This window comes from Corynebacterium kefirresidentii (genome assembly GCF_016599755.1).
Taxonomy (GTDB): Bacteria; Actinomycetota; Actinomycetes; order Mycobacteriales; family Mycobacteriaceae; genus Corynebacterium; species Corynebacterium kefirresidentii.
Genome location: NZ_CP067012.1, coordinates 151,456 through 177,236 on the forward strand (window position 1 = coordinate 151,456; position 25,781 = coordinate 177,236).

Below are 25,781 nucleotides of genomic sequence, written 5' to 3' on the forward strand. Positions count from 1 at the left end.
TCCACCCCGCCGTGGGGGTATATTCAGCGTTGCCTAGATCTCATTTCTTTGCTTAGACAAAAACCTCTTGATTGAATTCCCACATTAGGGATCTTTCTACAAGGAGATGAACAATGAGCTTTGAGTCCCTCACCGTCAAGCTCAAAGACGGCTCAACGTACTACTTCCCAGCGGGTGCGGTGTCTAAAGACCCTTCCTCTCGCGTGGATAACCTGCGCTTCGCCATCGATAACGGAACCACTTTCCACTCCGTAGACGAGGCCGGTATCGAGCGCGAGTTTAACGGTCACGACGTCCGCAATTACCACCTCGCCTAAGCGGCAGCCACATCCCTTCCCCACAGGTCACTGTCCTGTGCGGAGGGGATTTTCGCATGCGTACCCCGTGCTGCACCACTGGCGTCTATCGTGGATTCCATGGAACTTCGCGCAACCCAAGAATCTGACCGCACCTATCTCGCCCGCCTCAACTTCCTCACCGATACTTTCGGTGACGAGCACGGCGAGCTCTCCCCTGACTTCGCCGCTGATTTTGCCTTCTACGTGGAAAATTGGGATCCCAACCAGGGCGGTTTCATCGCCTGGGAGGATCTTGTCCCAGCCGGTGGCGTGTGGCTCAATTGGGGCACGGAGGACAACCACGGATTTGGCTTTGTCGAGCCCGCCATTCCGGAGCTCGCCATCGCGGTCGAGGCCCGCTATAAGGGACAGGGCATTGCCACCGCGCTTATCGACGCCGCTATTTCCCTCGCCCACACCCTGCATGCCCCCGGCATCTCGCTAGCCGTCCACCCCGATAACCCCCGCGCCAAGGGGCTCTATGAGCACCTCGGCTTTGAACACGTGGGCAGCCACGAGGGACACTTTGTGATGCTGAAACGCTTCTAAAGCGAGCGCAGGCGGGCGTGCGTAACGTAAATCGGCTCATTATCCACGGCCGTCTTAAACTCCTCGGTCAGCCCGGCCATGACCGCCTCGCGCGCCTCTTCGCGAGTGCCGTGAAAGCTCATGACCTCCCCGTCCACTGCGGCCTCGCCACGTTTGCGCACCACAACGTATTCTGCGCCCTCCGGCGCCGAGACTTTCTTCTCTGTGGAGGTAAAGGGATCGTTATAGCGAACGTTGGCGGCCATGGTTAGTCTCCTAATGGTTTCACGTAATAGTAATAATTCCCCTCTTACTGTACTTAAAGTTTTCTCCCCGCGACCTTGCGCGTACATCCCTGCCATTTCCGCCGACAAAAATGGAGTTTACATCGAAAAATCGCGACATCGCCCCCTAGCTGCCCTTGCGCAGAGAAAAGTCCGGCGCCCTCCGAAGAGGAAGCCGGACTACATGCTGTGGAGCATAGGAGAATCGAACTCCTGACCTTCTGCTTGCAAAGCAGATGCTCTACCAATTGAGCTAATGCCCCAGTGCCTACACACTTTACTACCGCAGCCGAAGCAACCACAAACCGCTTAAAACCTGAACCACTCAAATCACTTTGGCCCCTTTAGGCATGTCCTATCACTTTGGTTACATTCGGGCGCTAGGGTCATGGGCACATCATGTCCACTTTCCCTCATTTTTAGGAACACTATGCGCCGCATCCTCACCTCTGCACTCACCGTGCTTATTGCCGCCGCCATGCCAGCCGCCGCTCATGCACAGTTACCGCAAATCCCACGATTGCCTGCGTCTTCAAGCGCGGATATTCAAGGAGAAATCAACCATCGCCTCGAGGATGCCCGCGCACAGGTCGAAGATTTCAGCTCCCAGGCATTTCCACACACTACCTCCGGGAAGAAGGCACCCGCCGCCCCAGCTCCAAAGAAGCCGCAGCCGCGCAGCGAAGGTGGCGTCGACTGTGCCAATTGCGTAGCTATCACCTATGACGACGGCCCCGGTGCCGAGACCAACCGCCTACTGGACAAGCTCAAGGCGAAGAACGCGCACGCAAGCTTCATGGTGCTAGCCCCCAACGCATATCAGCATCCTGAGCTGCTCAAGCGCATGAAGGCCGAGGGCCACACCATCGGCAACCACACCAAGAGCCACCGCCAGCTCAACACCCTGTCCTATGACCAGGTATCCCAGGAAATCGACGCCGGCAATGCCGCCATCAAAAAGGCCACCGGCCAAGGCACGCGCTGGGTACGCCCGCCCTATGGCGCGACCAACGCCACCGTGGATCAGGCCACCCGCGATAAGGGCGTCTCCCAAGCGTTGTGGGACGTCGACACCGTGGATTGGAAGGACCGCAACTCCGACCATGTGTGCTCCGCGGCCGTCCAAGGCGCCCGCGCCGGCTCCATAGTGTTGATGCACGATATCCACCCCACCACCGTGGACGCCGCCGATTGCGTTATCGACGGCCTGCGCGCCAAGGGCCTCGAGCCAGTTAGCCTAGATCGCCTCCTACGCACCCCCGTGGCAGGTAAGCGCTACTACGCTCGTGGTTAATGATTGATTTTGCCCTGACTGCCGACGCCGTCGCTCCCCAACTCCTCGGCTGTACCCTCACCCATGCCGGGGTAAGCATCCGCCTCACGGAGGTTGAGGCTTACCTCGGTGCCGAGGATTCCGCTGCACATACCTTCAATGGCAAGACCCCGCGCAATGCGGCCATGTTCGGTCCGCCGGGTAGGTTCTACGTCTATATTTCTTATGGTATCCACCGCAACGTCAATATCGTTTGCGCCCCTGATGGCACCGGCCAAGGCTGCCTGCTGCGCGGCGGCGAAATCATCGAGGGCGCCGATATCGCCTTCGCCCGCCGCGGCACCACCGATTTTCATAATCTTGCCCGCGGGCCAGGAAACTTGGGCAAGGCCTTAGGCTTCACGTTGGAAGATAACCACCAACCAATTCAGATTGTTGAGCGAACCTCCGAACCAGAATGGGTACGCGGACCGCGCATCGGCATCTCGAAAAACAAGGAAGCAGCCCTGCGGTTTTGGATCCCATTCGATAAAACCGTCTCGGGCCGCCGCGGCTATCCCAAGCAATAGCCTCGCGAGGCGCACTGCCTAATAGCGCCCACCATAGCGCTCATCATCCTCAATGGCCTTTATGATCCGCCGATTGATCTGCAGCATCTGGCGGATCTGCGTGCGGGTCAGGTTATCCATTACGGACCTTCGCGCCTGCTTAGCGTGGCCAGGCGCAGTCTCTACTACCTTGTCCCAACCGCTATCCGTCAGCTGCGCCATGGTGGTGCGGCCGTCAGTCGGGCACGGCTGGCGCACGACCCACCCCTGCTTTTCTAGGCGCGTAACAACCTGGCTCAAGCGAGACAAAGATCCATTGGCGGTAATCGCCAAATCACGCATACGCATCTCGCGATTTTCCGCCTCAGATAGCCGAGAGAGCACTGTGTATTCAAAAAAGCTCAGGCCTGCGTCATCGCGCAGCTGAGCATCCAAAATATTGGTCAAGCGAATATTTACGCTCATTAGGGACATAAATGATGCGAGTTCTTCATCATTTAGCCAGTAGTCATCGCGCTCGGTCATGGGATTTATTCTATCAACTTGGCTTTAATTCTAAAGTGACTCGTCACTCCTCGAATACCAATACTTAAACCGAGTCCATTCTCCGTTTCAAAACGCCATTATTTGTTCTTGTTGACCTAGCAACATTAAAATTTTAACACTGCGAAGAAGTTCGCATCATCATCTCTCTCTAAAGGAGTCAACCTTTGTCTACCCCTCAATTTCCCGACCCCAATAACCAAAACGGTAGCCCGTACGGTCAGCAGCCCTACGGCGCCCAACAGCCAAATCCCCAGCAGGGTTATGGCATGCCTCAACAACCGGGCTTCGCCGCCCCTCAGCAGCCCCAGAAGAAAAAAGGCGGCTGCATGAAGTGGGGTCTCATCATTCTCGGAATCATCGTTGTCATTGGAATTATCAGCGCGATTGCAGGGGGAGGAGATTCAAACGACTCCTCCTCTAATTCTGGATCTCAGGGTTCCGAGTCTTCTAACAATACGTCCGACAATGGCAAGGACAATGAAGCGCCCGCCAAAGATGAGTCCACTGAATTCTCTCTGGGTGAAACCTACACCACTAAAGACGGGCTAGAAATTACTATCAACAATGTTCAGCCTTCCACCGATGTCTTCGGCGATACATATCTTGGAGCAGAAGTCACTTACGTAAACAACAGTGATAAGGAAAAGGACTTTAATCCTTTTGACTGGAGCGTTCAGACTCCGGCCGGTGTAGTCTCCGATTACGCCATCAATGGATTTGATGACCAGCTCGATTCTGGCAAACTAACCCTAGGTGGCACCGTTACTGGAACCCTCTATTTTGAGGGCGCGGACCCAGGTGAATATCGTCTAATTTGGAAGCCCACTTTCTCTTTCAGCTCCGATACGGCAACTTGGGTTTCTACTATTTAATCCATCCTAAGCAAAGCCCCAGATTCCTTCTGGGGCTACTTTCGTTTTCACCACCTACAACTTCATCTGGGGCCGAATTTGAATCTCTAAGCCAACCTCAGAGCTCGCGCCCCTTGAAATGCTTTGCTGATGCAAGTTCTTCTCAGCTAAATAGGCCGCTGCGCTCTCGGCAGCTTCTCCACCACCAAACGATAGGAATCCGTGACTAACTCCTCTATCAACTGCTGGTGCAGTTCTGCGTGCGGGTAGACGGAAACCCAATGCCGCTTATTCATGTGGTAGCCCGGCGCAATGAACGGATACTGCTGCTGTAGCGCTTGGCAGTCTTCCGGCTCCGCCTTAATAATCATTTGCTGTTGGCCCGTCACTGCTGTCAATAACAGGAAGATTTTGCCGCGTACTTTGAATACTTCCCAGTCGGGCCCGAAAGGATACTGTATCTGCGAGCCGAGCATCTCTTCGGCGCGCTGCCGCGCAACTGTGTAGATGCCACCGCCATCCATCATCGGATCCCTTCTTTGAGGCCAGACTCGCGCTGTTTCACCATTTTCGTCCATATAAACCGGCCAAACCGTCGACGAAAACCGAAGTTTGGATGGACGAAAATGGTGATCCGCGTAAATTACTCACCATTGTGACACTTCTCAGAGCGCGCGGGTAACGGGCGCGGAAATAAAAAATGTCCGGCCCCTCCGAAGAGGAAGCCGGACTACATGCTGTGGAGCATAGGAGAATCGAACTCCTGACCTTCTGCTTGCAAAGCAGATGCTCTACCAATTGAGCTAATGCCCCATTGTTCCGTGGTGGGCCTAGCTGGAATCGAACCAGCGACCTCATCGTTATCAGCGATGCGCTCTAACCGACTGAGCTATAGGCCCTTGTGCGGAACGAGAATTAACTCTACATACTATCCCCGGATTTATACAAATCGCCTGCTCAAGAAGCTTTTCAGACCATTAGCAAAAGGGGAAGATTCGTACTGAAGAAAGAAAAATGCCGGCACCCGAAGGTACCGGCATTTTCAAACGCAAGAGAGGTGCTAGCGGTTGTCTAAGTCGACTCGCAGGCCGCCAAAGACGTCCACGATGGCGTTATAAATAACCGCCATCAGGGGAGCCAGCAATGTAAGGAGAACGGCGAAAATAACGCCGATGAGCGCGGAGGCGGAGATGACGACACCGAAGGTGACCTCGAATCCGCCGCCGACGCCGCCGACGAGGCTATTGAGCGATTCCCAAATCCCCACCTGGTTCAGGCCAATATAAAGCAGGCATACGGCCAGCATCCAGGCGATCAGTCCGACGAGTGACAGGGCCAGACCGACACGGAACGCCGAGATAGGCGAGATTCGCGTAATCGTTATGTCTCGTCGTGCCATTAATTACTCCTCATCCTTGGAAGCATCGCCAGCCTTGTGTTCCTGCTGGACCTCATCCACGGTCTTTTCGCCCTTAGCCACGGCCTGAGCGTCTTCCTCACCATCTTCTTCGACGTTGCGGTCGATGGCAAGCAGTTCGACATCGTCACCCAGGTTGACCAAGCGCACGCCCATCGTGGCACGGGAGGACGGACGAATCTGGTCCACCTCGGTGCGGATGACGCCGCCGGCGGAGGTAATGGCGAAGATTTCATCATCCTCATCCACAGAGATGGCGCCGATTAGCTTGCCGCGCTTCGGGGTGTACTTGAAGGTCATGACACCAAGGCCACCGCGGCCCTGCGTAGTGTATTCCTCGATAGCGGTGCGCTTACCGTAGCCGCCGGAGGTGGCAACCAAGAGGAATTCGCCATCGTGGACCACGGACATGGACAGCAGCTGGTCATCGCCGCGGAAGCGCATGCCCTTCACACCAGCGGTAGCGCGGCCCATGGGGCGCAGCTGGTCGTCGTCCGCAGTAAAGCGGATGGCCTGTCCCTGCTCGGAGGTGAGCAGGATGTCGTCGCCCTCGGAGACGAGCTGTGCGCCAATGAGCGCATCGCCCTCGTTGAGGTTGATGGCGATAAGGCCAGCGGAACGCGCGGACTCATAATCGGTCAAACGGGACTTCTTCACGCGGCCCTGCTGGGTGGCGAGAACCAGGTAAGGAGCATCCTCGTAGGACTGGATCTGGATGACCTGGGCAATCTTTTCTTCTGGCTGGAATTCCAGCAGGTTTGCCACGTGCTGGCCACGAGCGGCGCGACCGGCCTCTGGCAGCTCATAAGCCTTGAGGCGGTAGACGCGGCCGAAGTTGGTAAAGAACAAGATCCAGTCGTGCGTGGAGCAGACGAAGAAGTTCTTGACAATATCGTCCTGCTTGAGCTCAGCGCCGCGCACGCCCTTGCCACCACGCTTTTGCGCCTTGTAGGAATCCACCTTGGTGCGCTTAGCGTAGCCCGTAGAAGTAATGGTGACTACAACGTTTTCGCGGGCGATAAGGTCCTCATCGGTCACATCGCCGGTTGCCGGAATGATTTCGGTGCGGCGTTCATCGCCATACTTATCGACGATCTCTGCCAGCTCATCGTGGACAATCTGGCGCTGGCGCTCCTCGCGGGCGAGGATATCCTTCAGATCAGCGATCTCGCGCTCGATTTCCGCCAACTCATCGATGATCTTTTGGCGTTCCAGGGCAGCCAGTTTGCGCAGCTGCATGGCCAGGATGGCGTCGGCCTGGATATCGTCGACGTCGAGAAGCTCCTTCAAGCCCTCGCGTGCCTCGTCCACGGTGGGCGAACGGCGGATAAGGGCAATGACCTCATCAAGCATGTCTAGGGCCTTGACCAAACCGCGCAGAATGTGGGCGCGCTTCTCGGCCTCATTCAGGCGGTACTGGGTGCGGCGAACGATGACCTCGATCTGGTGCTCCACGTAGTAGCGCAGCATCTGATCCAGGCGGAGGGTGCGCGGCACGCCATCGACGATGGAGAGCATGTTGGCACCGAAGGACGTCTGCAGCTGGGAGTGCTTGTAGAGGTTATTGAGCACCACGCGGGCCACGGCGTCGCGCTTGAGGGTGACGACGATGCGCATGCCAACGCGGTCGGAGGACTCATCCTCAATCTTGGAAATACCCGCGATCTTGCCGCTGGCCACGGACTCCGCGATATTGGAGATGAGGTTATCCGGGTTGACTTGGAACGGCAGCTCGGTAATCACAATGGTCTGGCGGGATCCAGATTCCTCGATGGAGGTAACACCGCGCATACGGATGGATCCGCGGCCGGTGGTGTAGGCATCCTTGATGCCCTGATCGCCCACGATGAGGCCCGCGGTGGGGAAATCCGGGCCCTTGACGCGTTCCATGCAGGCTTCCAGCGCGGTCTCTTCATCGGCGTCTGGGTTATCTAGTAGCCAGTAGATGGCCTCAGCCAGCTCGTTGAGGTTATGCGGCGGGATATTGGTGGCCATACCCACGGCAATGCCGCCCGAACCGTTCATCAGCAGGTTTGGAACGCGGGACGGCAGTACGTCCGGCTCGCTGGTTTTGCCATCGTAGTTGGGCGAGAAATCAACGGTGTTTTCGCGGATATCGCGCACCATCTCCATGGCCAACGGGGTGAGCTTACACTCCGTATAACGCATTGCTGCTGGGCCATCGTTACCGCGGGAGCCGAAGTTACCCTGGCCATCCACCAGTGGGTAGCGCATATTCCACGACTGGGCCAAGCGCACCAAGGTGTCATAAATGGCGGAGTCACCGTGCGGGTGGAACTGACCCATGGTGTCCGAGACTGGGCGGGCGGACTTCACGTAGCCGCGCTCCGGCCGGTAGCCGGAATCGAACATCGCGTAGAGGATGCGGCGGTGCACCGGCTTTAGTCCATCGCGCACCTCCGGCAGGGCACGGCCGACGATGACGGACATGGCGTAGTCGATGTAGCTCGACTCCATCTCCTCATTAATGTCAATGGGAAATATGCGATCAAAAAGATCGTCGTTATTGTCACTCATAACGCCAGATTCTACCCTTTAGCGCCTTTCAGGGCCCGAATTGCCGCACGCATGGTATCACCGTGGTATCACTAAGGCATGGCAATGACATTGCGGCTTACGGCCGAACAAGACCACGCGCTCACCCTGCTTGCCTCGGCGCAGGGTACCTCCAAACATGAAGCGGTAGTGCGTGCCATCGTTGCGGCGGCAGCCCGCACGCTTGCCGACGCCCACGTGCAATCCACCGCCCGCGCCCTCCTCCCCGGCCGCGCTGAGCTGGAGGCGGAAATCCGCCGCGCCCGGCCCACGCAGTCCTAGGTGATCATGAGTACCGAACAGCTCTACCTTTTGGCACACGAGTTTTGCGCGCGCTTTAACGTCCGCATCACCAATTTTGCTGCTCTTGCGGCCGCTGCGGCGGCCAGCACTGCCAAGGTGGAAGGAATAGCCATCCACGATAGCCACCGCGATGCCGCCCGCGCTATGACGGAGGTTTTAGCCCGCGTGCCAGCGCTGAGCGGGTATAACGCAGAGTTCGCAAAGTTCAGCGCGCGCGTCTACCTTAGTGTTAAAGAAGTTGCCTAAGTTTTGGGAAGAGTGACCCAAGGAAGGAACGAGCACCATGTCCCACGTCAAGAAGATTGCCGTATCGAGCCTTACCGCCGCGGCCCTAACCGCCACCGCCATCACTGCTCCTACCGCTACTGCAGCTGATGCCGCATCCTGGAAAGACAAGGTAAATCCGGAATTTGAACAGGGCCAGACTGGTGGTTCCTCTACCGGTTCTTCCCAGCTGGATCTCACGTTGATCATCACCGCAGCGGCCGCGGGCGTCACCGCCCTGGCCAGCGCCGTGGCGCTGTACTCCCCTAATGTCGATTTGGAGAAGGCTGCACGCGATGCCGGCCTGGGCCAGATTGCTGATCAAATTGCTGCCATTCAGGCCAACCTCCCTGGCCTGCCGGGACAGCCGGCTTAACTCGCGTAAGGTGGTGCAGCATGGGACATCTTTCTGAACTTATGTCAGGTCCGCAGCGCACTGCGGTGATAAGCGATTGTGGCGAGCTGGTTGAGAGGGTCGTCGCCAAGCAATCGGGCATTACCGGCATGGCGCTGAAGGGCGCAGTCGCCGCCGCGAAGAAGGTCGACTCCGCCATCATCACCAAGGCGCTAGGCCGCGTGCTACCGGATGTTCTCGACGCTATGGACCCGCACTGGCAAGAGTTTGAAAACAGCTCTGAACAGGATTTCGGTTCCTTCCTGGAGCCACGCAGCGCCGAGGTCAGTGATGCCATCATGGCCGTAGCCGATAAGCACGCCGAGCAGGTCAACTCCCCCGCACTATCCAAGCCTTATAACTCCCTGCGCGCTAAGGCTTCGAAATTCCTCACCCCTGCGGTTCCGGATTTCGGCCGCGTGCTGCAGAAGCATATGTAGATTCCCGGCAGTTGAATCGCCTTCTAAACGCCAGGTATAAGTGTGGAAGTGACTACTTCCGCAGCTAACCAGACCGAGTACCCCGCCGGCCAAGATCCCGCTCGCTGGCGGGTACTTATCGTTTTGCTCACGGCGCTTTTTATGTCGCTGCTGAGCGTATCCATTGTTAATGTGGCCCTGCCCTCTATTCAATCGGGTTTAGGGGCCTCTAATTCGGATGTGCAATGGGTGCTCTCCGGCTATGCGCTCACCTTCGGCGTCATCCTCGTGGCGGCCGGCCGCGCCGGAGATCTCCTCGGCCGCGGCGGCATCTTTCTAGCTGGCATCGCTATCTATTCCATCAGCGCCGCAGTCGCCGGTTTTGCCCCTAGTGCTGAGGCACTCAATGCCGCCCGCTTTATCCAAGGCATAGGTGCTGGCCTGCTTAATCCCCAGGGCGTGGGCATGATCCAGCAGTACTTCCGCGGCACCGAGCGGGCCCGCGCTTTCGGCTATTTCGGCTCCACGGTGGGCCTCGCCGTAGCCATTGGACCGGTACTTGGTGGCCTGCTCATACGCCTGGGTGGCGCGGACCTGGGCTGGCGGTTGACCATGCTGGTCAATTTCCCCGTCGGCCTTATTGCCATCATCTTGGGATTGATGTGGTTTCCGCGGCCGCTGTTTTCTCGTGTACGCGATGAAATGGGCAATAAACTGGGAATTTTCAAGACCCTAGCCACCCTTGATCCCATTGGTGCTGTGATCCTTGGCGCCGCCGTGTGGGCCATCCTCTTCCCCTTCATGGAGTCTTCTGGAACACCTGGCGTGTGGTGGCTGCTGCTCCTGGGCGCGTTTTTGCTGGTGGCATGGGTGCTGTGGGAGCGACGACACAAGGCCACCGGTCATCCACCAATGGTGGATCTTAATATCTTTGCTACTGCGAGCTTTCGCAATGGCACCATCATCGCCACCTTGTGGTTTATGGGTATTACCAGCATTTGGGTGCTCGTCGCGCTCTACTTCCAAAGCGGTCTCGGGCACTCCGCCCTCGCTGCCGGATCCGTAGGCATTCCGGCCGCTTTGTTGAGCTCTATTTCTGCCACACTGGCCGGCCGGTCAGTGTCCGTCCACGGCCGCAAGGTCGTGGTTATCGGCATGATGGTGACCATCTCCGGGCTCGTTTCCACCATTGCGCTCATCTGGGCCACCGAGCAATGGGGTACCAGCGAATGGTGGATAGTCCTGTCGCTCTCCTTGGTGGGCGGCGGGCAAGGCTCGGTCATCTCCCCTAACCAGACGCTCACCTTGGCACATGTCCCTCAGGCCTACGCTGGATCGTCGGGCGCTGTCCTCCAGACCGGCCAGCGCATCGGCACGGCCATCGGTCTTGCCGTCATCACGGCCATAGTCTTTGCCACCCTGCACGGCACGAACGCGGACTGGCCGCTTTCCATCGTCGCCGGCTTCGGCGTCATCCTGTCCATGTGTCTTGCCTCCCTGGGATTCGCCGTAGCGGATCAGCGCAGCTCCCAGGCCTAGGGATCGCGCTTTAAAACGCCACAATTAAAGCCCACCGCGGAAATTCCACGGTGGGCTTTGTGCTGCGCTTTAGATATCCAGGAAGCGGACGTCCTTGGCGCGGCGGGTAATAAAGGAACGGCGGGCCGAGACATCGTCACCCATGAGGATGGAGAAGAGCTCATCGGCGCGCTGCGCGTCTTCCAAATCCACGCGACGCAGGATGCGGGTGCTCGGGTCGAGCGTAGTTTCCCAAAGCTCGGCGGCGTTCATCTCGCCCAGACCCTTGTAGCGCTGGATGCCGTCATCCTTGTTGATCTTGCGGTTTTGCTCCAGACCCTCGGCCAACAGCTTATCGCGCTCGTCGTCGGAAAAGGCATAGCCCGGAGTGCCCTTGGACCACTTGAGCTTGTACAGCGGCGGGTTAGCCAGGTACACGTGCCCGTCCTCAACCAACTGGGGCATGAAGCGGAAGAGCAGGGTCAATAGCAGCGTGGCAATGTGCTGGCCGTCGACGTCGGCATCGGCCATGAGCACGATCTTGTCGTAGCGCAGCTTCTTGATATCGAATTCCTCGTGGATACCGGTACCCAGTGCGGTAATAATCGCCTGGACCTCAGCATTCTTGAGGACCTTATCCATGCGGGCCTTCTCCACGTTCAAGATCTTGCCGCGCAGAGGCAAGATGGCCTGGAACATGGAATCACGGCCGCCCTTAGCGGAACCACCTGCGGAGTCACCCTCCACGATATACAGCTCTGAGATCTTTGGATCTTTTGAACGGCAATCCGCGAGCTTGCCGGGCAGACCGCCCAAGTCGGTGGCGGATTTGCGGCGCACCATCTCGCGGGCCTTGCGGGCAGCCATGCGAGCATGTGCGGAGGACACGGCCTTATTGATAATGGCCTTTGCCTCAGCCGGATTGGCATCGAACCAGTCATTGACGTGCTCGTTCACCGCACGCTGGACAAAGCCCTTGATTTCGGAATTGCCCAGCTTGGTCTTGGTCTGGCCCTCGAACTGCGGATCGCCCACCTTGACGGAAATGACGGCGGCCAAGCCCTCGCGGCAGTCATCGCCGGAGAGGTTGCCATCCTTTTCCTTGATGAGCTTATGCTCCTTGGCATAGCGGTTCATCAGGGAGGTTAGGGCCGCGCGGAAGCCCTCTTCATGCGTGCCGCCCTCGTGGGTATTGATGGTATTAGCAAAAGTGTGAACGGACTGCTTATAGCCCTGGTTCCACTGCAGTGCTACTTCCACCTCATGATCTTCGCCCTTGGCATCGAAAGAAACGATAGTCGGGTGGATCGCGGTCTTGGACTTATTGAGGTACTTGACGTAATCGGTCAAGCCATCCGGGTAGTGGAAGGTGACCTTCTTGCGGCGCTTCTTTTCCGCCGCAGTTTCCGCCGCTTCACCAGATTCTTCGTTGAAGGTATCGCCAGCGTCCGGGGCATCATCGAAGGAGGTTTCATCCGCACTGGTCTCGCCGGATTCTGCATCGGCGATTTCTTCCAGCTCAATCTGCTCTTCGGTAACGCGCTCATCGATGAGCTCAATGGATAGGCCCTTATTCAGGAAGGCCATTTCCTGCAGGCGGCGAGCAATGATGTCGTAATCGTACTCGGTAGTTTCAAATACTTCCGGATCCGCCCAGAAGCGGATCTTGGTACCCGTGCCGCGGGCGTTGCCGCCCTCAACGAGATCATCCGGGACGGCGTTCTGGAAGTTTTGATACCAGTGCTTACCATCGCGTTTAATTTCCGCTTCTACGCGGGTAGAAAGCGCGTTCACCACGGAAATGCCGACGCCGTGCAGGCCGCCAGATACGGCGTAGGAGTCGGAGTCGAATTTACCGCCGGCGTGCAGCTGCGTCATGACCACTTGGACGGTAGGTGCGCCGGAGGCGTGCATTTCTACCGGGATACCACGGCCATTATCGATGACCTCGACGCCGCCATCTTCCAGCAGTTTGACGGTAACCTTATCGGCGTAGCCGGCCATAGCCTCATCGACGGAGTTATCAACGATCTCCCAAATGAGGTGGTGCAGGCCGCGCGAACCGGTCGAACCAATGTACATGCCGGGGCGCTTACGGACGGCTTCGAGGCCCTCCAGGATCGTAATTGACCCGGCATCATATGCGTGTTCTTCAGCCACGGATTCGTGCTCTCCTTTTGGCTATAGCTAATTCTAAGACTTTAACTATTCTACACGGATACCCCCTACTGAAAGACACCCCACACCCGTGAGAGATAGGAATCTGGCGCGCTCTGAGGTTATTTAGGATTTAAAGGTCGGATCCAAGTGCAACCTATTAGCCATACGTATCTTGCGATCCTTGTGGTTTCACCCACTGCCGCCCCTCATAATTTCGCTGCTGCTTGGGCCCATGAATGCGCAGCTCAACAATGACATCCGGGCCTAGGCGGTCAGAGATTTTCCGCAGGATTTGTCGCTGCAGATAGCGCAGCTCCGTAGCCCAGGTGGAGTTATCGCAGGACACATAGACAACCTTGTCCTTAATCCGTTGCGGCTGCGTATGGGCGGCGATGCGCTCGCCCACGAGATTCTCCCAATTACCCATCACCCAACCATTGGCCAAGTCGTGCTCCCAGCCGCGATTGACTACCTCGCGGCTGATTTGGGCTCCCAGGCTCGGCACCGCCAGCGTTCGCCGTTTCTTCCTGCCATCTGGTCCCGTAGGAATGCCCCGTTGATAGCCCATATACCCCTGCTTTTGTGCCTTCTCTAGAGAGGGCACCGGCATCTTCGGCACAAGGCGGGTTAGCTTCGGCGGGTTCTTGGAGGTGGACCGTACCAATTTAAAGTACTGGGTGACAGGATCAATGCGCTGCTTGCCGACGCCCCCTTGTTCCTCACTCATCCTTGTCACCATCCCCATCCTCAACGGCATCCTCAGCGCTGAGCTTGGAGATGCGGCCGGTATCGGTATCTTCCACGCTCACGCGGTAGCGCACGATGGGTTCCAAGTTCCCCGGTAGGTCCTCATCTACCGCCGCGGTAATGAGCACCTGCTCGGCCTCGGCGGCCAGGTGGACAAGCTGCTTGCGGCGCTTGGCGTCAAGCTCGGCAAATACATCATCCAAAATGAGCACCGGATCCGATCCTCCCTCTTGCCGCAGCAGATTAAACTCCGCCAGGCGCAGCGCAATGGCATAGGACCACGTCTCACCATGGCTGGCAAAGCCCTTGGCCGGCTGATCGCCCAGGTTAAGCACCAGATCGTCGCGGTGCGGGCCCACCAGGGAAATGCCGCGTTCAATCTCGCGCTGCCGGGCGGTGGCCAACTCGGTAAGCAAGACGGCCTCTAGTACCTCGCGATCCGAGGTGTCGATCGTGGACTTATATTGCACCTGCGCCGGCCGCGATTCTGGTGCCAGGCCGGAATAAGCGGCGGGGATGTGGTCTAAGAGGGCGTCGACAAGCGCAAGGCGCGCGGCGATTACTTGGGCGCCGAGCCGGGCAAGCTGCGCATCCCAGGTATCCAAGGTAGCCAATGCGGCGGCACCGTCGCTATCGGAATAGCCGCGGCGCAGGCTGCCGGAGGCTGATTTCAGCAAGGCATTGCGCTGCTTGAGTACCTTGTCATAGTCGGCCTTTACACCCGCAAGGCGCGGAGTCCGCGAGGCAATGATGCTATCGAGATAAGCGCGCCGTCCGGCCGGCTCCCCGCGCACCAAGGCCAAATCCTCCGGGGAAAAGAGCACCGTTTTTACCACGCCCAGCAGCTCACGGGGGCTGCGCAGGCGCGTGCGATTGATCTGCGCTTGATTGGCCGCGTGGGGTTTAATCAGCAAATGGGTAGTGAGCTCGCGGCCCTGGTTCACCGCGGTAATAGACACCCGTGCACTATCGGCACCCTGACGCACCAACGGCGCATCGTGAGATACGCGATGGGAGGAAAGATGGGCAGTATAACCAATGGCTTCGACGATATTGGTCTTGCCAAAGCCATTGCGCCCGACAAAAAGGGTGATCCCGGGCCCTAGCTGCACATTAAGTTCGGGCCATGAGCGAAAATCCCGAACATCGAGATCCCTGACGTACATTAGCCCGGCAGGCGAACCGGCATGAGCAGGTAGGTGAAGTTGGTCTTCGGCGTGGGGAAGTTGCCATCTTCATCGGCCTCAGGCAGCTCTTCCGGTTCTGGGATCATAATGGCTGGGCGGGAAGGCTCGGTGAAGCCGAAGACCACGCGGTCGGTGTTGATGACTGCCAAGCCATCTTTGAGGTAGCCCGGATTGAAGGCAATGAGAAACTCATCGCGGCCATGGAAAGCGCACGGCAAGGTCTCGGTCGCATTACCGGCATCCGCGCCGGCAGATAGGGTTACCTGCCCATCGGCGAATTCCATGCGAATCTGTGCATTACGATCCGTCAGCAAAGAAACGCGACGGATTGCTTCCTGCAGCGGTGCCACCTCAATGGAGGCAATATTGGTGTGATTCTTCGGCAGCAGCGGCTGCACATTGGGAAAGTCCGCATCCAGCATGCGCGTGGTGGTTTCGCGATTATCAGCGTGCAGACCAAAGAGGCCATCGGCACCAATATTGTCATCGGTGCCCACGGCAATCTCTACCGGAATGTTGAGATGCGGATCCAAGGAACGGCCGGTTTCCTGGAGGGTCTTAGCAGGCACCAGGAGCTTGGCTTCCACGTTCGGGGACTTCGGCTCCCATTCCAGGGTGCGCATGGCCAAACGGAAACGGTCCGTTGCTGTCATCTCAATGTCTTTGCCATGGATATCCATGTGCACACCGGTGAGCATAGGCAAAGTGTCATCCTTGCCGGCTGCGGCAGCGACCTGGTGGATGGCCTCGACGAAAAGCTGTGGCTGGATAGTGCCCGTAACCTCTGGCAATACCGGAAGCTGAGGGTAATCATCCAGTGGGATCAGTGGCAGCTCGAAGCGAGAGGAACCACAAGTAACCAGTGCCTTGGAATCTACCTGGGAGATCTCTACTTCCTTGTTGGGCAAAGAAGCAACGATATCGGAGAGGAGCTTGCCGGCTACCGCAATCTGTCCGGGCTCATCCACCATGCCGGCGATGCGGACGCGGGTAGAAACCTCATAATCGAAGCCGGTGAACTCAAGACCATTGTCATCCGCGGTGATCAACATCGCGCGAAGCACGGGCTGAGTGACCTTGGAAGGCAGGCTGCGAGCAACCCACGCTACGGCGTTGGCAAGGTCATCTTTGGCAACGCGAAATGACACGGCTTCATCCATGGTGCGAAGAGCTCCTCTGAGGCAAGTAGGAAATTTGTTACTTACAAAAGACTGGCTTCCAACTTACCGCATTGGGCGCGGTGCGCCACAACGTGTAATTCCATCTTTGCCCGCTCGATCCGCGCCTGGCCGGAGGCGGGGCGGGCCGAATTCCACACACCCTCTTTCTTCTATACAGATCAGAGAAATAATTTAGTAGTAGTAATAAGCGCTGTGGGATCTGTGGGTAACTAGGTAAATGACAAGTTCATGGCGCAGATCCGGGGTGTGGCAAATCTTGTGATCTTACTGTGATCAATCGGGGTGAATTGTGGACAACTAGTGGGATCGCCGGTTTATCCACAGGTTTTGTCATTTGATCACTGATCTACACACAACACTGATCACAGGGTGGTTCTCCCAGCACAAGGCCTGTGGAATTAAAAACTGTGAGTAAGATCTATGAATTACAAAGTTGAAATTACACAAGTGTGAATAACGCTGTGGATAACTTTTCTTGCAGATAAACGGCCCTTTTTAGAGGGTTTCGGGCCTTATTTGTGAAATTACACGGGTGTGCCGGTGCGGCGTGGAGGATTCTGTCTAGCTTTCTAGCTGGTTTCAACCCCAAGTGACCCCGGCGAAATCTGGGAAGCGGGATCGGGAAAACAAAAGCGCCCTCCTTATATAAAGGAGAGCGCTGAGGCAGCACGCTAAGGCTTAGGCGCGACTGCGATTCTTGATGCGTTGGGTAAGCGCCTGGATCTCGTCATAGGTATTGCGCTTTTCGGTCATCTCTTTGCGGATTTTGCGATCGGCATAAATGACGGTGGTGTGGTCCTTACCGCCGAACTGTTCACCGATCTTGGGCAGGGATAGCTCGGTAAGCTCGCGGCACAAATACATTGCCAGCTGGCGAGCATGCGCTACCGCGCGCTTCTTGCCGGCGCCGCGCAGAGTTTCCACATCAATATCAAAGAAGTCTGCCGTGACCTCCATGATTGAGGTAGCGGTGATCTGCCGATCAGCGGAATCCGGGGCCAGATCGCGCAATGCGATTTCCGCCATCTCTACGTTGATTGGCTCATCTACCAAAGAGGAATAGGCCGAAACGCGGATAAGAGCGCCTTCGAGCTCGCGAATGGAAGATTCAAAGCGCGAGGCAATGAGCTCAAGCACGGAGCGATCCACCTCGGTGCCGTCATTTGCCGCCTTCTTCATCAAAATCGCGATACGCGTTTCCAGATCTGGCGGCTGAATATCGGTAATAAGTCCGCCTTCAAAGCGCGTGCGGAGGCGATCCTCCAGCGTTGTCAGCTGCTTCGGCGGGCGGTCCGAAGACAAAATGATCTGCTTATTGGCTTGGTGCAGCGCATTGAAAGTATGGAAGAACTCTTCCTGGGTGGATTCTTTGCCCTCTAAGAACTGGATATCATCGACCATCAAGATGTCGAGGTTGCGGTAGCGCCGTTTGAAGGATTCCTGGCGGTCATCACGTAGCGAATTAATATAGTCATTCGTAAACTCTTCCGAAGACACATATTTCACGCGCAGACCCGGGTGCAGCACCTGGGCGTAATTACCAGCGGCGTGCAAAAGGTGCGTTTTGCCTAGACCAGAGCCACCCCAGATGAATAGTGGGTTATATGCACGGGCGGGATTTTCGGCCACAGCAACGGCTGCACCATTGGCAAAACGATTCGAAGAACCGATAACGAAGCTATCGAAGGTGTGCTTCGGATTCAGTGAAGTTTCACGGTTGGGATCATGTGCCGGAGCCTCGCGCGGGATGCGAGCGGAGTTAGAGCTAGCATCGGTGAAATTTCCCGCGGACTGCGCCTGCTGCTGGTTATAGTGCTGGACAAGTTCATCCAAGCTGGCTGGGGCATGGCTGGATTGCCAGTTGTTTTGTGCGGGCGCTGGTTGCGTACCGGTATCAGAGTGTTGCGGGCGCGGAATGTAGTTCTGGGGAGGCTCCGTGTGCTGGGGTTGTTGCGCTTGCGGAGCCTGCTGCTGTTGCGGCGGAGCTGCCTGTGGAGAAGGCTCTGTGGCCGCTGGTTGTGGTTCCTGCGGAGTGGCCAAGGTAACCGCGAAGGAGCAGGGGCGCCCGAGATGCCGGGTCAAGGCCTTGGCGATGTACTCACCCAGTTCATTTTCGACCACATTTTTGGCGTCGAGGTTCTCGGCGGCAACGAGGGTGTAGCCCTCGACCATCATGATGGGGCGGACCAGTTGGAGGTAAAGGCGCTGTGAATGGGAAAAACTAGGGACCTCGGAATTGGGTTGCTCGGATTGTGCGAGCAGGTCATCAACGACCGCGCGCCAAATGGCATGCAGGTTCGCTTGTGGGTCAGTCACAACAGGCTACCTTTGTGGAATTCAGTCGGGAACGGGTGGACATTGAATAACAATTTTCACCGTGGATTCCACCGTGGTTTTCACAGTGGTTTTTATCGAGTCACCTCGATCTCCACAGAGTTATCCACAGGTGTGGATGAAAGAGTTATTCACAGCTTAGTTCATGGCTGTGGATAACTCTTCATTGGCCGGTTTATGGCGTTAAGCTGCGGAAACTGCAAAAGTCTCAAGCGTTGATTTAGAGTTATCCACATGCCAGGCTTGGCTGTGGAATTTGATTCTTCTGTTGTACCGCCGAAGCGGCGGGTGTGTCTAGTGAGAAAAATTCACCCCCTGGACGCCGATCTGGATAGGTCCTCCAGTGCGGTGGATTCGGCGCAGTAAGAGCCCGGAATCTGGCCGCCTAGCTGCAGGAAAAAACATTTATGTAATTTCGGGTGTACCCGGGTGTCGATTTGTTTCTAGCGGCAGAAATCACGTAATCTGGCATGGTCTATTGCAACAAAGAGTTGCGCGTGAAAGTGACAGCGTCACCTCGCACTGGCTGGGCCCGTCGGCTCGCCGTGCACCGGAGAGACTGTGATGCGTCAGGTTCATGGAATCTAATCATCAGTGGGTGCGCCGCTGTTAGCGGTGGTGTGCCTACGCACAACTTCAAGGAGAATTAACGTGGCAAAGGGTAAGCGCACGTTCCAGCCGAACAACCGTCGTCGTGCTCGTAAGCACGGTTTCCGCACCCGCATGAGCACTCGTGCAGGTCGCGCAATCGTTGCGGCTCGTCGCAAGAAGGGCCGCGCAAAGCTGACTGCGTAAGTTATGCTTCCGGCCCAGCACAAGCTCACATCGCCGACACAGTTTCGGCGCACGATGAAGGGCAGTCGCCGGGCGGGCACTCGTACGGTAGTCGTGCATGCGCGCGATAACGCAGGTACGGACAAGGAGGCCGAAATCGCAGCCACTGGGCCGCGCTTTGGCTTAATTGTTTCTAAAGCCGTCGGGAATGCAGTGGTTCGCCACCGCACCTCCCGGCGGCTTCGCCATGTGTGCATGACTTTCATTCCCAAGCTGCCCGCCAGCGTGGATGTGGTCATTCGTGCATTGCCCGCTAGCGCCACTGCTAGCAGTGAGCAATTAGAAAAAGATCTTGCTAAAGCACTGCGCAAGCAATGGGATATCTAAATTCCCGCGGGGAGGAGATTCCCCCAGCCAGAGGATTGGCCACACCAATGGTCAAAGTGGTTCGTTTCTACCAAAAACATGTCTCTGGCCTTAAGATGGTATCGACCTGTCGGTTTGAACCGACATGCAGTGCTTATGCTCTTGAAGCGCTATCCAAACATGGCGCATTCAAGGGTACGGCGATGGCAATTGCCAGGGTCTGCAAATGTGGCCCCTGGCATCCGGGCGGATTTGATCCGGTTCCGGACCCCAACAACAACTGAGGATTAAACACTCGTGCTTAATTTCATCTACTGGCCAATTTCGGCCGTTTTATGGTTCTGGCACTGGCTGCTTTCCCTCGTGATGGACCCATCCTGGGGCATTACGTGGATTCTGGCCATTGTGCTGTTGACCTGGACGCTTAAGGCGCTAATGGTCAAGCCGACCATCAGCCAGATTCGTTCCTCGCGCAAGATGCAGGAAATCCAGCCTAAGGTGCAGGAAATCCGTGCGAAGTACGGCAACGATCAGACCAAGGCCGCGCAGGAAATGCAGAAGGTCTACAAGGAATCCGGCGTTCGTCCGATGGCCGGCTGCCTGCCGGTATTCGTGCAGATTCCAATGTTCGTTGGTTTGTTCCACGTACTGCGCTCCTTCGACCGCACCGTCGCCGTAGCCGGTGGCATTGGCCACCCCAGTGGCGATCCAATGTCCGTTGAGGACAACGCAAATACTGCCAACTACATTTTTAAGCCGGAGCTGGTCCAGCAGTTCTTGGATGCCAAGATTTTCGATGTCCCGCTGGTGACCAACCTGCGCTTGAACTCGCCGATTGTGGAGGGCGTAACCACCAGCCAGGCCGCCGTTATCATCGTTCCGATGATCGCCGTGATTGCGGTTATGACGCACTTCAACGCCCGCATGAGCCTAAACCGCCAGGAACAGCGCCGCGCCGCCGGTAAGACCCAAGCGCCACAGGGCCAGAATGCGGAAATGATGCAACAGCAAATGGCCATGATGTCCAAGATGATGCTCTGGGTCATGCCAGCTATGCTGATCTTCTCCGGCTTCATCTGGCCAATCGGTTTGCTGTTCTACATGATGGCCAATACGGTCTGGACCTTCTTCCAAACCCGCATCGTCTATGCCAAGATGGACCGCGAGGAAGAAGAAGAGGAAGCCGCGAAGGCTGAGGCCAAGCGGACTTCCGCACCTAAGCCGGGTGCCCGCAAGAAGGACAACCGCACCAAGAAACAGCGCAAAAACAAATAAACACGGAGGAGAACCCCATCGTGTCCAAGATGGACCCGTCAGTAGTATTCGGCTCCCGCTTGCCCCTCGCGCAGGCTTACCATGATTCGCTCGCTACAGACGGGTCCACTCGTGGTTTTATAGGCCCCCGGGAGGTGCCGCGTTTGTGGGACAGGCACATTATTAACTGCGCCGTCGTCAAGCAGGCAATCCCCGAGGGCACCACGGTCATCGATGTAGGCTCGGGTGCCGGACTGCCTGGCATTCCGCTGGCCATTGCGCGCCCAGACCTGCGGATAACCCTGATTGAGCCGCTGTTGAAGCGCTATAACTACCTCAACGAGGTGGTAGAAGAACTAGGGCTCGACAATGTGACGGTCCTGCGTGGCCGCGCTGAGGAAGGCCCGATTAAAAAGGCCGTGGCGGGGGCCGATGTGGTGACCTCGCGCGCCGTCGCGCCCTTGGGTAAGCTTGCGAAGTGGTCGCTGCCGCTAGTGCGCAAGGGGGGCGAGATGATCGCACTGAAGGGCTCTTCGGTACATGAGGAACTAGAACGCGATGCCGCTGACATCAAGAAGGCCGGCGGTGGAAAGGCCGAGGTCAGAACCATCGAGGGAACCACGATCATTCGTGTCCCGCGCGTGAACTAAAGTAGACGGCATGACTAATCCGCGCCTTATCACCATTGCTAACCAGAAAGGCGGCGTAGGCAAAACCACCTCCGCCGCCAACTTGGCCGCAGCGCTTGCCGCAGAGGGCAAGAAAGTGCTGGTGATCGATCTTGACCCGCAGGGAAATGCTTCCACGGCCATGGGTGCGGAACATAATTCCGGCACCGATTCCAGCTATGAGGTGCTCCTCGGGGACTGCAGTGCCGAGAAGGCTATGCAGCCTTCTTCGCACAACGAGAACCTTTTCTGCATCCCCGCCACCATTGATTTGGCTGGCGCGGAGATCGAAATGGTGTCCTTGGTACGCCGCGAATTTCGGCTTTATGACGCCCTGCATAACGGCTTCCTCGAGGAGCATGGCTTCGAATACGTTTTCATTGACTGCCCGCCATCGCTAGGTTTGCTTACCATCAATGCGATGACGTGCGCGGAAGAGGTCATCATCCCGATTCAATGCGAGTACTACGCCCTCGAGGGTGTGGGCCAGTTGCTGGGAAATATTTCCATGATCCGTGAACACCTCAACGAGGATCTGCATATCTCTGCCGTGCTGTTGACCATGTATGACGCCCGCACGCGCTTGGCAGAAGATGTGGCAGATAACGTTCGCGAGCAATTTGGTGCCGTGGTGTTGGGCAATGTTATCCCGCGCTCCGTGCGCGTTTCGGAGGCGCCGGGATACGGTACTACGGTTATTGATTACGCTCCTTCGTCCACCGGTGCCCGCGCCTACCTTGCGGCGGCGCGCGAGCTTAACCGGCGCGGCGATTATCGCCCGCACCCGACCACCGGGGCGATTGGCGTGAGCCCAGAGATTTACGCGGAATTGGAAGGATAGGAACTCATGGCAGAACAGAAGCAAGGTGGACTCGGCAAGGGTCTCGCCGCACTCATCCCATCCGGCCCTGATGCCCCTACCCGCAAGCCGCGGCTGGGAGATTCCGCGGCGGATATCATCTTGGGAAATGCCACCCCGCAGCCTGGCCGCAAGGGCGGCGACGGCAAGCGTGTAAAGGGCGCGCCCACCATTCAACAGGGTTCTGGCTCACAATCTTCGAAGAAGCGTCAGGCCACCCCGGCTCCCATCGGTGCGACCTACCGCGAGATTTCCATTGGGGATATCATCCCTAATCCGAAGCAGCCACGCACCGTCTTCGACGAGGATGAGCTGGGCGAGCTCGTTCACTCGATCCGCGAGTTTGGCCTCTTGCAGCCCATCGTTGTTCGCCCTTCCGAGGAGGGTGGCTTCGAGCTCATCATGGGTGAGCGCCGTTGGCGCGCTTCTTCCAAGGCGGGTCTGGCTACTATTCCAGCCATCGTGCGCGATACCAAGGATGACAACCTTCTGCGCGATGCCCTGCTGGAAAACATCCACCGCGTGCAGCTCAACCCTCTGGAAGAGGCACACGCCTATCAGCAGCTATTGGAAGAGTTTGGCGTTACCCAGAACGAGCTGGCGGACCGCATTGGCCGCTCGCGCCCACAGGTGACCAATATGCTGCGCCTGCTTAAGCTGCCGGTAGAGGTACAAAAACGGGTAGCCGCTGGTACCCTATCCGCCGGCCACGCGCGTGCGCTTCTGTCTTTGGATGACACGGAGGCGATGGAATATATTGCCAACCGCATCATCGCGGAGGGCCTGTCCGTCCGCGCCACTGAGGAGGCAGTCACCCTTTATAAGCGCGATGGCAAGCCGGCCGAATCAAAAAAGAAGCAGCCGGCACCACAGCCGCAGTACTTCACCGATTCTGCCGAGCGCCTATCTGATCGCTTTGACACCAAAGTCACCGTGACCATGGGCAAACGCAAGGGCAAGATGGTCGTGGAATTTGGTGACCAAGAAGATTTTGAGCGCATCATGGCACTAATGCAGCCAGGTGGATAACTTTCGAAAGATGGAAAGTTTAAACAAATGCTATTTTGCGGTCACTTAAGATATTCGATCTTTTAATCCCAAGGCAGGCTTTAGTAGCAGCACTGATTATTTAACTCCTAAAGTCAGGCTAATGGCTTTCTGAACTTTCGATTGACGTCTCCAGGTATTTAGATTTGATACGGACGTAGAATCTCCTAAAGGGGGGTTCTTGTGTCGTTCAATAGAATGTTGCTAACTTTGGGATGATGAATTATTTGCAATTATTGCATTGCTGCCGAATTTGCTTTATGTAGTTAAATACCTCTCTGTGAAGTTTTACAATTCACTTGCAAGGAAATCGTTACTCTTTGTCAAAGTGAAAAGTAGAAGAAGTAATTGGTACACCCCTGAATTGCACTTCTGATCTGCTCGGGTTGAAAGGCCGTCAGAGAGGGACGTTGGCGTTACTCTCCTATTCTGATTCAGAATCGTTCAATGACAGCTACAGCCTGTCAAGCAGAGCGTGTTCGACTCGGATCATTTGTCCGAAACTCCACGAATTGACCATAAAATAGTCACAGTGAAGATTATTGGAATCGGATGGCTCAGTTCTACTGTTGTTTAGGTTACTTACCAAAAATAAACGGACTTTTAGATTGTTCCGTTTCAAAATCAGGGCTAAGAGGGATACCTTTTCTTTCTTGGAGAAGCAAGATAGCAGTAAAACCTACGAGGCTTGCAGTTACTAGATAGATTGTAACCGCAACTGTTGTGCCTGTTGCATCTACTAAAGATGCAGCGATCATAGGTGCAAATGCGCCGCCGAGAATTGATCCAATGGCATAAGATATCGATACCCCTGATGCACGAACGGATGCAGGGTAGAGCTCAGCATACATGGCGGACTGGGCACCATAAGTTAGTCCTAGGCCTACAGTTAGAAAGATAAGCGCGACATAAAGAAGGCCCAGTGAAGCTGAGTTGACCAGTGGGAAGAGTATTCCAGCTCCAATTGCCTGTACGACAAATCCAATGAGATAAGTCCTTCGTCGACCGATATAGTCCGACACCCAGCCGGCGAATAGCGTGAATATTAACCAAGTTACGGCAGACAAAGTAACTGCGTTGAGCACATCACCGCGCTCAAAGGAAATGGGTCCTTCTGGATTGGTGGCATAATTTTGAATATAGCCTCCTGCTGTCATATAACCTACAGCTCCGTTGCCTGCAAATACCAGTGCGGCGACAAATACAAGAGGTAGATGCTGTTTGAAGAGAACTCCAATGGGATTCGGGCCCTCATGACTTTTGTTGCCCGCTATAACTTTGAAAACCGGCGATTCATCGACGCCGATTCTTACTAAGTAGCCCACGATAACCAACACGAAGGAAAGTAAGAAGGGGACGCGCCAACCCCATTGAAAGAATGCATCTCCGGGCGCAATTCTATTCATAATGGATAAAATTCCCGAGGACATGAGAAGACCGATGGGAACTCCAATTTGGGGTCCGGCACCGTAAAGGCCACGCTTCTGGTTCGGAGCATGTTCAACCGCTAGCAATACCGCTGATCCCCACTCCCCTCCAGCGGATACGCCTTGAATAATGCGGAGAAAAATGAGCATAATGGGAGCCCATAGACCTACCGTTTCGTAAGTAGGTAAGAGGCCGATTAAAGTGGTTGCGCCCCCCATGGAGAAAAGTGTGACCATGAGGACGATTCGTCGACCGTAGCGATCTCCATAGTAGCCGGCTAAAAACGCACCGAGGGGCCGAAACAAAAACGATAGGCCCACAGAAGCGAAAGACACGATGCTGGCCAAACTTCCGGTTAAGGGAGAAAACATTACTTGGTTAAAAACGAGTCCGGCTACTGCAGCGTATAGAAAATAGTCGTACCATTCAATCGCCGTACCGATTGTGGTTGCAGCTACTACACGTCCCATTTCCTTGGGAGAGATCGCGGAGGGGCTCGAAGCATCCATCATGAAGATCCATTCAAATAGTAGAAAT

General features: G+C 56.4%; 28 protein-coding genes and 3 tRNA genes. 17 read left to right on the forward strand and 14 right to left on the reverse strand.

All coding sequences use genetic code 11. The features are described from left to right. The first annotated feature begins 113 nt into the window (after window positions 1-113). The gene (locus tag I6I12_RS01015) at window positions 114-317 is read left to right on the forward strand and encodes a hypothetical protein (RefSeq protein ID WP_005326240.1); all 204 of its coding nucleotides are present in this window, start codon (window positions 114-116) and stop codon (window positions 315-317) included. Window positions 318-416: 99 nt separating this feature from the next. Next, the gene (locus I6I12_RS01020; protein ID WP_200288471.1) at window positions 417-887 is read left to right on the forward strand and encodes a GNAT family N-acetyltransferase; all 471 of its coding nucleotides are present in this window, start codon (window positions 417-419) and stop codon (window positions 885-887) included. Here I6I12_RS01020 and I6I12_RS01025 read toward each other — a convergent pair. Both I6I12_RS01025 and I6I12_RS01030 read right to left on the reverse strand, forming a co-directional pair. Then, window positions 884-1,132 (reverse strand): hypothetical protein, encoded by a 249-nt coding sequence (locus I6I12_RS01025; protein WP_005329702.1) that lies wholly within the window; start codon window positions 1,130-1,132, stop codon window positions 884-886. The two genes, I6I12_RS01020 and I6I12_RS01025, sit on opposite strands and share 4 nt — an antisense overlap. Before the next feature lie 208 nt (window positions 1,133-1,340). After that, window positions 1,341-1,413, reverse strand: a tRNA-Ala gene (locus I6I12_RS01030). 167 nt (window positions 1,414-1,580) lie between these two features. Between I6I12_RS01030 and I6I12_RS01035 the strand changes: the two genes are divergently transcribed. Beyond that, entirely contained in the window at window positions 1,581-2,444 is an 864-nt protein-coding gene (locus tag I6I12_RS01035; protein ID WP_200288472.1) for a polysaccharide deacetylase family protein, read from the forward strand. Continuing rightward, window positions 2,444-2,992: a DNA-3-methyladenine glycosylase gene (locus I6I12_RS01040; protein WP_200288473.1), complete on the forward strand. Its 549-nt coding sequence runs from the start codon at window positions 2,444-2,446 to the stop codon at window positions 2,990-2,992. Before I6I12_RS01035 ends, I6I12_RS01040 begins: the two co-directional genes overlap by 1 nt. 18 nt (window positions 2,993-3,010) lie before the next feature. Here the strand turns inward: I6I12_RS01040 and I6I12_RS01045 are convergent, their stop codons facing one another. Next, window positions 3,011-3,496, reverse strand: a complete 486-nt coding sequence (locus I6I12_RS01045) for a MarR family winged helix-turn-helix transcriptional regulator (protein ID WP_200288474.1) — start codon at window positions 3,494-3,496, stop codon at window positions 3,011-3,013. 185 nt (window positions 3,497-3,681) lie between these two features. On the opposite strand from I6I12_RS01045, the gene I6I12_RS01050 reads away from it, so the two are divergent. Next, entirely contained in the window at window positions 3,682-4,389 is a 708-nt protein-coding gene (locus I6I12_RS01050) for a DUF4352 domain-containing protein (protein WP_200288475.1), read from the forward strand. 146 nt (window positions 4,390-4,535) lie between these two features. Here I6I12_RS01050 and I6I12_RS01055 read toward each other — a convergent pair whose 3' ends face one another. The 5 genes from I6I12_RS01055 to gyrA form a co-directional block, all read right to left on the reverse strand. After that, a complete protein-coding gene (locus tag I6I12_RS01055) occupies window positions 4,536-4,895 on the reverse strand; it encodes an MmcQ/YjbR family DNA-binding protein (protein WP_200288476.1) in 360 nt (119 codons plus the stop codon). A 213-nt stretch (window positions 4,896-5,108) separates the two neighbouring features. Next, a tRNA-Ala gene (locus I6I12_RS01060) sits at window positions 5,109-5,181 on the reverse strand. 9 nt (window positions 5,182-5,190) lie between these two features. After that, a tRNA-Ile gene (locus I6I12_RS01065) sits at window positions 5,191-5,267 on the reverse strand. Between the two features lie 161 nt (window positions 5,268-5,428). Next, window positions 5,429-5,767, reverse strand: a complete 339-nt coding sequence (locus I6I12_RS01070) for a DUF3566 domain-containing protein (RefSeq protein ID WP_023020209.1) — start codon at window positions 5,765-5,767, stop codon at window positions 5,429-5,431. 3 nt (window positions 5,768-5,770) lie between these two features. Further along, the gene (gyrA, locus tag I6I12_RS01075) at window positions 5,771-8,323 is read right to left on the reverse strand and encodes a DNA gyrase subunit A (RefSeq protein ID WP_200288477.1); all 2,553 of its coding nucleotides are present in this window, start codon (window positions 8,321-8,323) and stop codon (window positions 5,771-5,773) included. 78 nt (window positions 8,324-8,401) lie between these two features. Here gyrA and I6I12_RS01080 point away from each other — a divergent pair, with 78 nt between their 5' ends. From I6I12_RS01080 to I6I12_RS01100, 5 genes are read left to right on the forward strand one after another with little or no spacing between them, the layout of a single operon-like run. Then, complete coding sequence (locus I6I12_RS01080; protein WP_086588404.1) at window positions 8,402-8,623, forward strand: CopG family transcriptional regulator; 222 nt, start codon at window positions 8,402-8,404, stop codon at window positions 8,621-8,623. A gap of 6 nt (window positions 8,624-8,629) precedes the next feature. Next, window positions 8,630-8,890, forward strand: a complete 261-nt coding sequence (locus I6I12_RS01085; protein ID WP_200288478.1) for a cell filamentation protein Fic — start codon at window positions 8,630-8,632, stop codon at window positions 8,888-8,890. Between the two features lie 37 nt (window positions 8,891-8,927). Further along, window positions 8,928-9,284: a hypothetical protein gene (locus I6I12_RS01090; RefSeq protein WP_200288479.1), complete on the forward strand. Its 357-nt coding sequence runs from the start codon at window positions 8,928-8,930 to the stop codon at window positions 9,282-9,284. A 20-nt stretch (window positions 9,285-9,304) separates the two neighbouring features. Beyond that, window positions 9,305-9,742: a DUF6918 family protein gene (locus I6I12_RS01095; RefSeq protein WP_200288480.1), complete on the forward strand. Its 438-nt coding sequence runs from the start codon at window positions 9,305-9,307 to the stop codon at window positions 9,740-9,742. A 42-nt stretch (window positions 9,743-9,784) separates the two neighbouring features. Beyond that, window positions 9,785-11,260, forward strand: coding sequence for an MFS transporter (locus tag I6I12_RS01100; protein ID WP_200288481.1), 1,476 nt, complete (start codon window positions 9,785-9,787; stop codon window positions 11,258-11,260). 69 nt (window positions 11,261-11,329) lie between these two features. Here the strand turns inward: I6I12_RS01100 and gyrB are convergent, their stop codons facing one another. From gyrB to dnaA, 5 genes are all read right to left on the reverse strand, one after another. Next, entirely contained in the window at window positions 11,330-13,399 is a 2,070-nt protein-coding gene (gene gyrB, locus I6I12_RS01105) for a DNA topoisomerase (ATP-hydrolyzing) subunit B (protein WP_200288482.1), read from the reverse strand. Between the two features lie 157 nt (window positions 13,400-13,556). Next, complete coding sequence (locus I6I12_RS01110) at window positions 13,557-14,126, reverse strand: DciA family protein (RefSeq protein WP_200288483.1); 570 nt, start codon at window positions 14,124-14,126, stop codon at window positions 13,557-13,559. After that, window positions 14,119-15,312 (reverse strand): DNA replication/repair protein RecF, encoded by a 1,194-nt coding sequence (recF, locus tag I6I12_RS01115; RefSeq protein ID WP_023020200.1) that lies wholly within the window; start codon window positions 15,310-15,312, stop codon window positions 14,119-14,121. Before recF ends, I6I12_RS01110 begins: the two co-directional genes overlap by 8 nt. Further along, the gene (gene dnaN / locus I6I12_RS01120) at window positions 15,312-16,493 is read right to left on the reverse strand and encodes a DNA polymerase III subunit beta (RefSeq protein ID WP_200288484.1); all 1,182 of its coding nucleotides are present in this window, start codon (window positions 16,491-16,493) and stop codon (window positions 15,312-15,314) included. Before dnaN ends, recF begins: the two co-directional genes overlap by 1 nt. A gap of 699 nt (window positions 16,494-17,192) precedes the next feature. Further along, window positions 17,193-18,830, reverse strand: coding sequence for a chromosomal replication initiator protein DnaA (dnaA, locus tag I6I12_RS01125; protein ID WP_200288485.1), 1,638 nt, complete (start codon window positions 18,828-18,830; stop codon window positions 17,193-17,195). A 669-nt stretch (window positions 18,831-19,499) separates the two neighbouring features. Here dnaA and rpmH point away from each other — a divergent pair. Genes rpmH through I6I12_RS01160 form a run of 7 tightly spaced genes read left to right on the forward strand, consistent with a single transcriptional unit; the run spans window position 19,500 to window position 23,798 of the window. After that, window positions 19,500-19,643, forward strand: a complete 144-nt coding sequence (gene rpmH / locus I6I12_RS01130) for a 50S ribosomal protein L34 (RefSeq protein ID WP_003847033.1) — start codon at window positions 19,500-19,502, stop codon at window positions 19,641-19,643. Between the two features lie 3 nt (window positions 19,644-19,646). After that, a complete protein-coding gene (gene rnpA / locus I6I12_RS01135; RefSeq protein WP_023020197.1) occupies window positions 19,647-20,009 on the forward strand; it encodes a ribonuclease P protein component in 363 nt (120 codons plus the stop codon). 47 nt (window positions 20,010-20,056) lie between these two features. Continuing rightward, a complete protein-coding gene (gene yidD, locus I6I12_RS01140; RefSeq protein ID WP_080971176.1) occupies window positions 20,057-20,272 on the forward strand; it encodes a membrane protein insertion efficiency factor YidD in 216 nt (71 codons plus the stop codon). 13 nt (window positions 20,273-20,285) lie between these two features. Beyond that, entirely contained in the window at window positions 20,286-21,263 is a 978-nt protein-coding gene (gene yidC, locus I6I12_RS01145; RefSeq protein ID WP_200288486.1) for a membrane protein insertase YidC, read from the forward strand. 29 nt (window positions 21,264-21,292) lie between these two features. Beyond that, window positions 21,293-21,892 (forward strand): 16S rRNA (guanine(527)-N(7))-methyltransferase RsmG, encoded by a 600-nt coding sequence (gene rsmG / locus I6I12_RS01150; protein ID WP_034656078.1) that lies wholly within the window; start codon window positions 21,293-21,295, stop codon window positions 21,890-21,892. Between the two features lie 10 nt (window positions 21,893-21,902). After that, complete coding sequence (locus I6I12_RS01155) at window positions 21,903-22,751, forward strand: ParA family protein (protein ID WP_023020194.1); 849 nt, start codon at window positions 21,903-21,905, stop codon at window positions 22,749-22,751. Between the two features lie 6 nt (window positions 22,752-22,757). Beyond that, complete coding sequence (locus tag I6I12_RS01160) at window positions 22,758-23,798, forward strand: ParB/RepB/Spo0J family partition protein (protein ID WP_023020193.1); 1,041 nt, start codon at window positions 22,758-22,760, stop codon at window positions 23,796-23,798. Window positions 23,799-24,394: 596 nt separating this feature from the next. Here the strand turns inward: I6I12_RS01160 and I6I12_RS01165 are convergent. After that, window positions 24,395-25,756 carry an MFS transporter gene (locus I6I12_RS01165; RefSeq protein WP_023020192.1) on the reverse strand — a complete coding sequence of 454 codons (1,362 nt, stop codon included), beginning with the start codon at window positions 25,754-25,756 and terminating at the stop codon, window positions 24,395-24,397. Between the last annotated feature and the right edge of the window lie 25 nt (window positions 25,757-25,781).

Bases quoted from the DNA above. Each gene is read 5' to 3' on its own strand.
- I6I12_RS01015 (WP_005326240.1), top strand. From the start codon at position 114: ATGAGCTTTGAGTCCCTCACCGTCAAGCTCAAAGACGGCTCAACGTAC.
- I6I12_RS01020 (WP_200288471.1), top strand. From the start codon at position 417: ATGGAACTTCGCGCAACCCAAGAATCTGACCGCACCTATCTCGCCCGC.
- I6I12_RS01025 (WP_005329702.1), bottom strand. From the start codon at position 1,132: ATGGCCGCCAACGTTCGCTATAACGATCCCTTTACCTCCACAGAGAAG.
- I6I12_RS01035 (WP_200288472.1), top strand. From the start codon at position 1,581: ATGCGCCGCATCCTCACCTCTGCACTCACCGTGCTTATTGCCGCCGCC.
- I6I12_RS01040 (WP_200288473.1), top strand. From the start codon at position 2,444: ATGATTGATTTTGCCCTGACTGCCGACGCCGTCGCTCCCCAACTCCTC.
- I6I12_RS01045 (WP_200288474.1), bottom strand. From the start codon at position 3,496: ATGACCGAGCGCGATGACTACTGGCTAAATGATGAAGAACTCGCATCA.
- I6I12_RS01055 (WP_200288476.1), bottom strand. From the start codon at position 4,895: ATGATGGATGGCGGTGGCATCTACACAGTTGCGCGGCAGCGCGCCGAA.
- I6I12_RS01070 (WP_023020209.1), bottom strand. From the start codon at position 5,767: ATGGCACGACGAGACATAACGATTACGCGAATCTCGCCTATCTCGGCG.
- gyrA (WP_200288477.1), bottom strand. From the start codon at position 8,323: ATGAGTGACAATAACGACGATCTTTTTGATCGCATATTTCCCATTGAC.
- I6I12_RS01080 (WP_086588404.1), top strand. From the start codon at position 8,402: ATGGCAATGACATTGCGGCTTACGGCCGAACAAGACCACGCGCTCACC.
- I6I12_RS01085 (WP_200288478.1), top strand. From the start codon at position 8,630: ATGAGTACCGAACAGCTCTACCTTTTGGCACACGAGTTTTGCGCGCGC.
- I6I12_RS01090 (WP_200288479.1), top strand. From the start codon at position 8,928: ATGTCCCACGTCAAGAAGATTGCCGTATCGAGCCTTACCGCCGCGGCC.
- I6I12_RS01095 (WP_200288480.1), top strand. From the start codon at position 9,305: ATGGGACATCTTTCTGAACTTATGTCAGGTCCGCAGCGCACTGCGGTG.
- I6I12_RS01110 (WP_200288483.1), bottom strand. From the start codon at position 14,126: ATGAGTGAGGAACAAGGGGGCGTCGGCAAGCAGCGCATTGATCCTGTC.
- recF (WP_023020200.1), bottom strand. From the start codon at position 15,312: ATGTACGTCAGGGATCTCGATGTTCGGGATTTTCGCTCATGGCCCGAA.
- dnaN (WP_200288484.1), bottom strand. From the start codon at position 16,493: ATGGATGAAGCCGTGTCATTTCGCGTTGCCAAAGATGACCTTGCCAAC.
- rnpA (WP_023020197.1), top strand. From the start codon at position 19,647: ATGCTTCCGGCCCAGCACAAGCTCACATCGCCGACACAGTTTCGGCGC.
- yidD (WP_080971176.1), top strand. From the start codon at position 20,057: ATGGTCAAAGTGGTTCGTTTCTACCAAAAACATGTCTCTGGCCTTAAG.
- rsmG (WP_034656078.1), top strand. From the start codon at position 21,293: ATGGACCCGTCAGTAGTATTCGGCTCCCGCTTGCCCCTCGCGCAGGCT.
- I6I12_RS01155 (WP_023020194.1), top strand. From the start codon at position 21,903: ATGACTAATCCGCGCCTTATCACCATTGCTAACCAGAAAGGCGGCGTA.
- I6I12_RS01160 (WP_023020193.1), top strand. From the start codon at position 22,758: ATGGCAGAACAGAAGCAAGGTGGACTCGGCAAGGGTCTCGCCGCACTC.
- I6I12_RS01165 (WP_023020192.1), bottom strand. From the start codon at position 25,756: ATGATGGATGCTTCGAGCCCCTCCGCGATCTCTCCCAAGGAAATGGGA.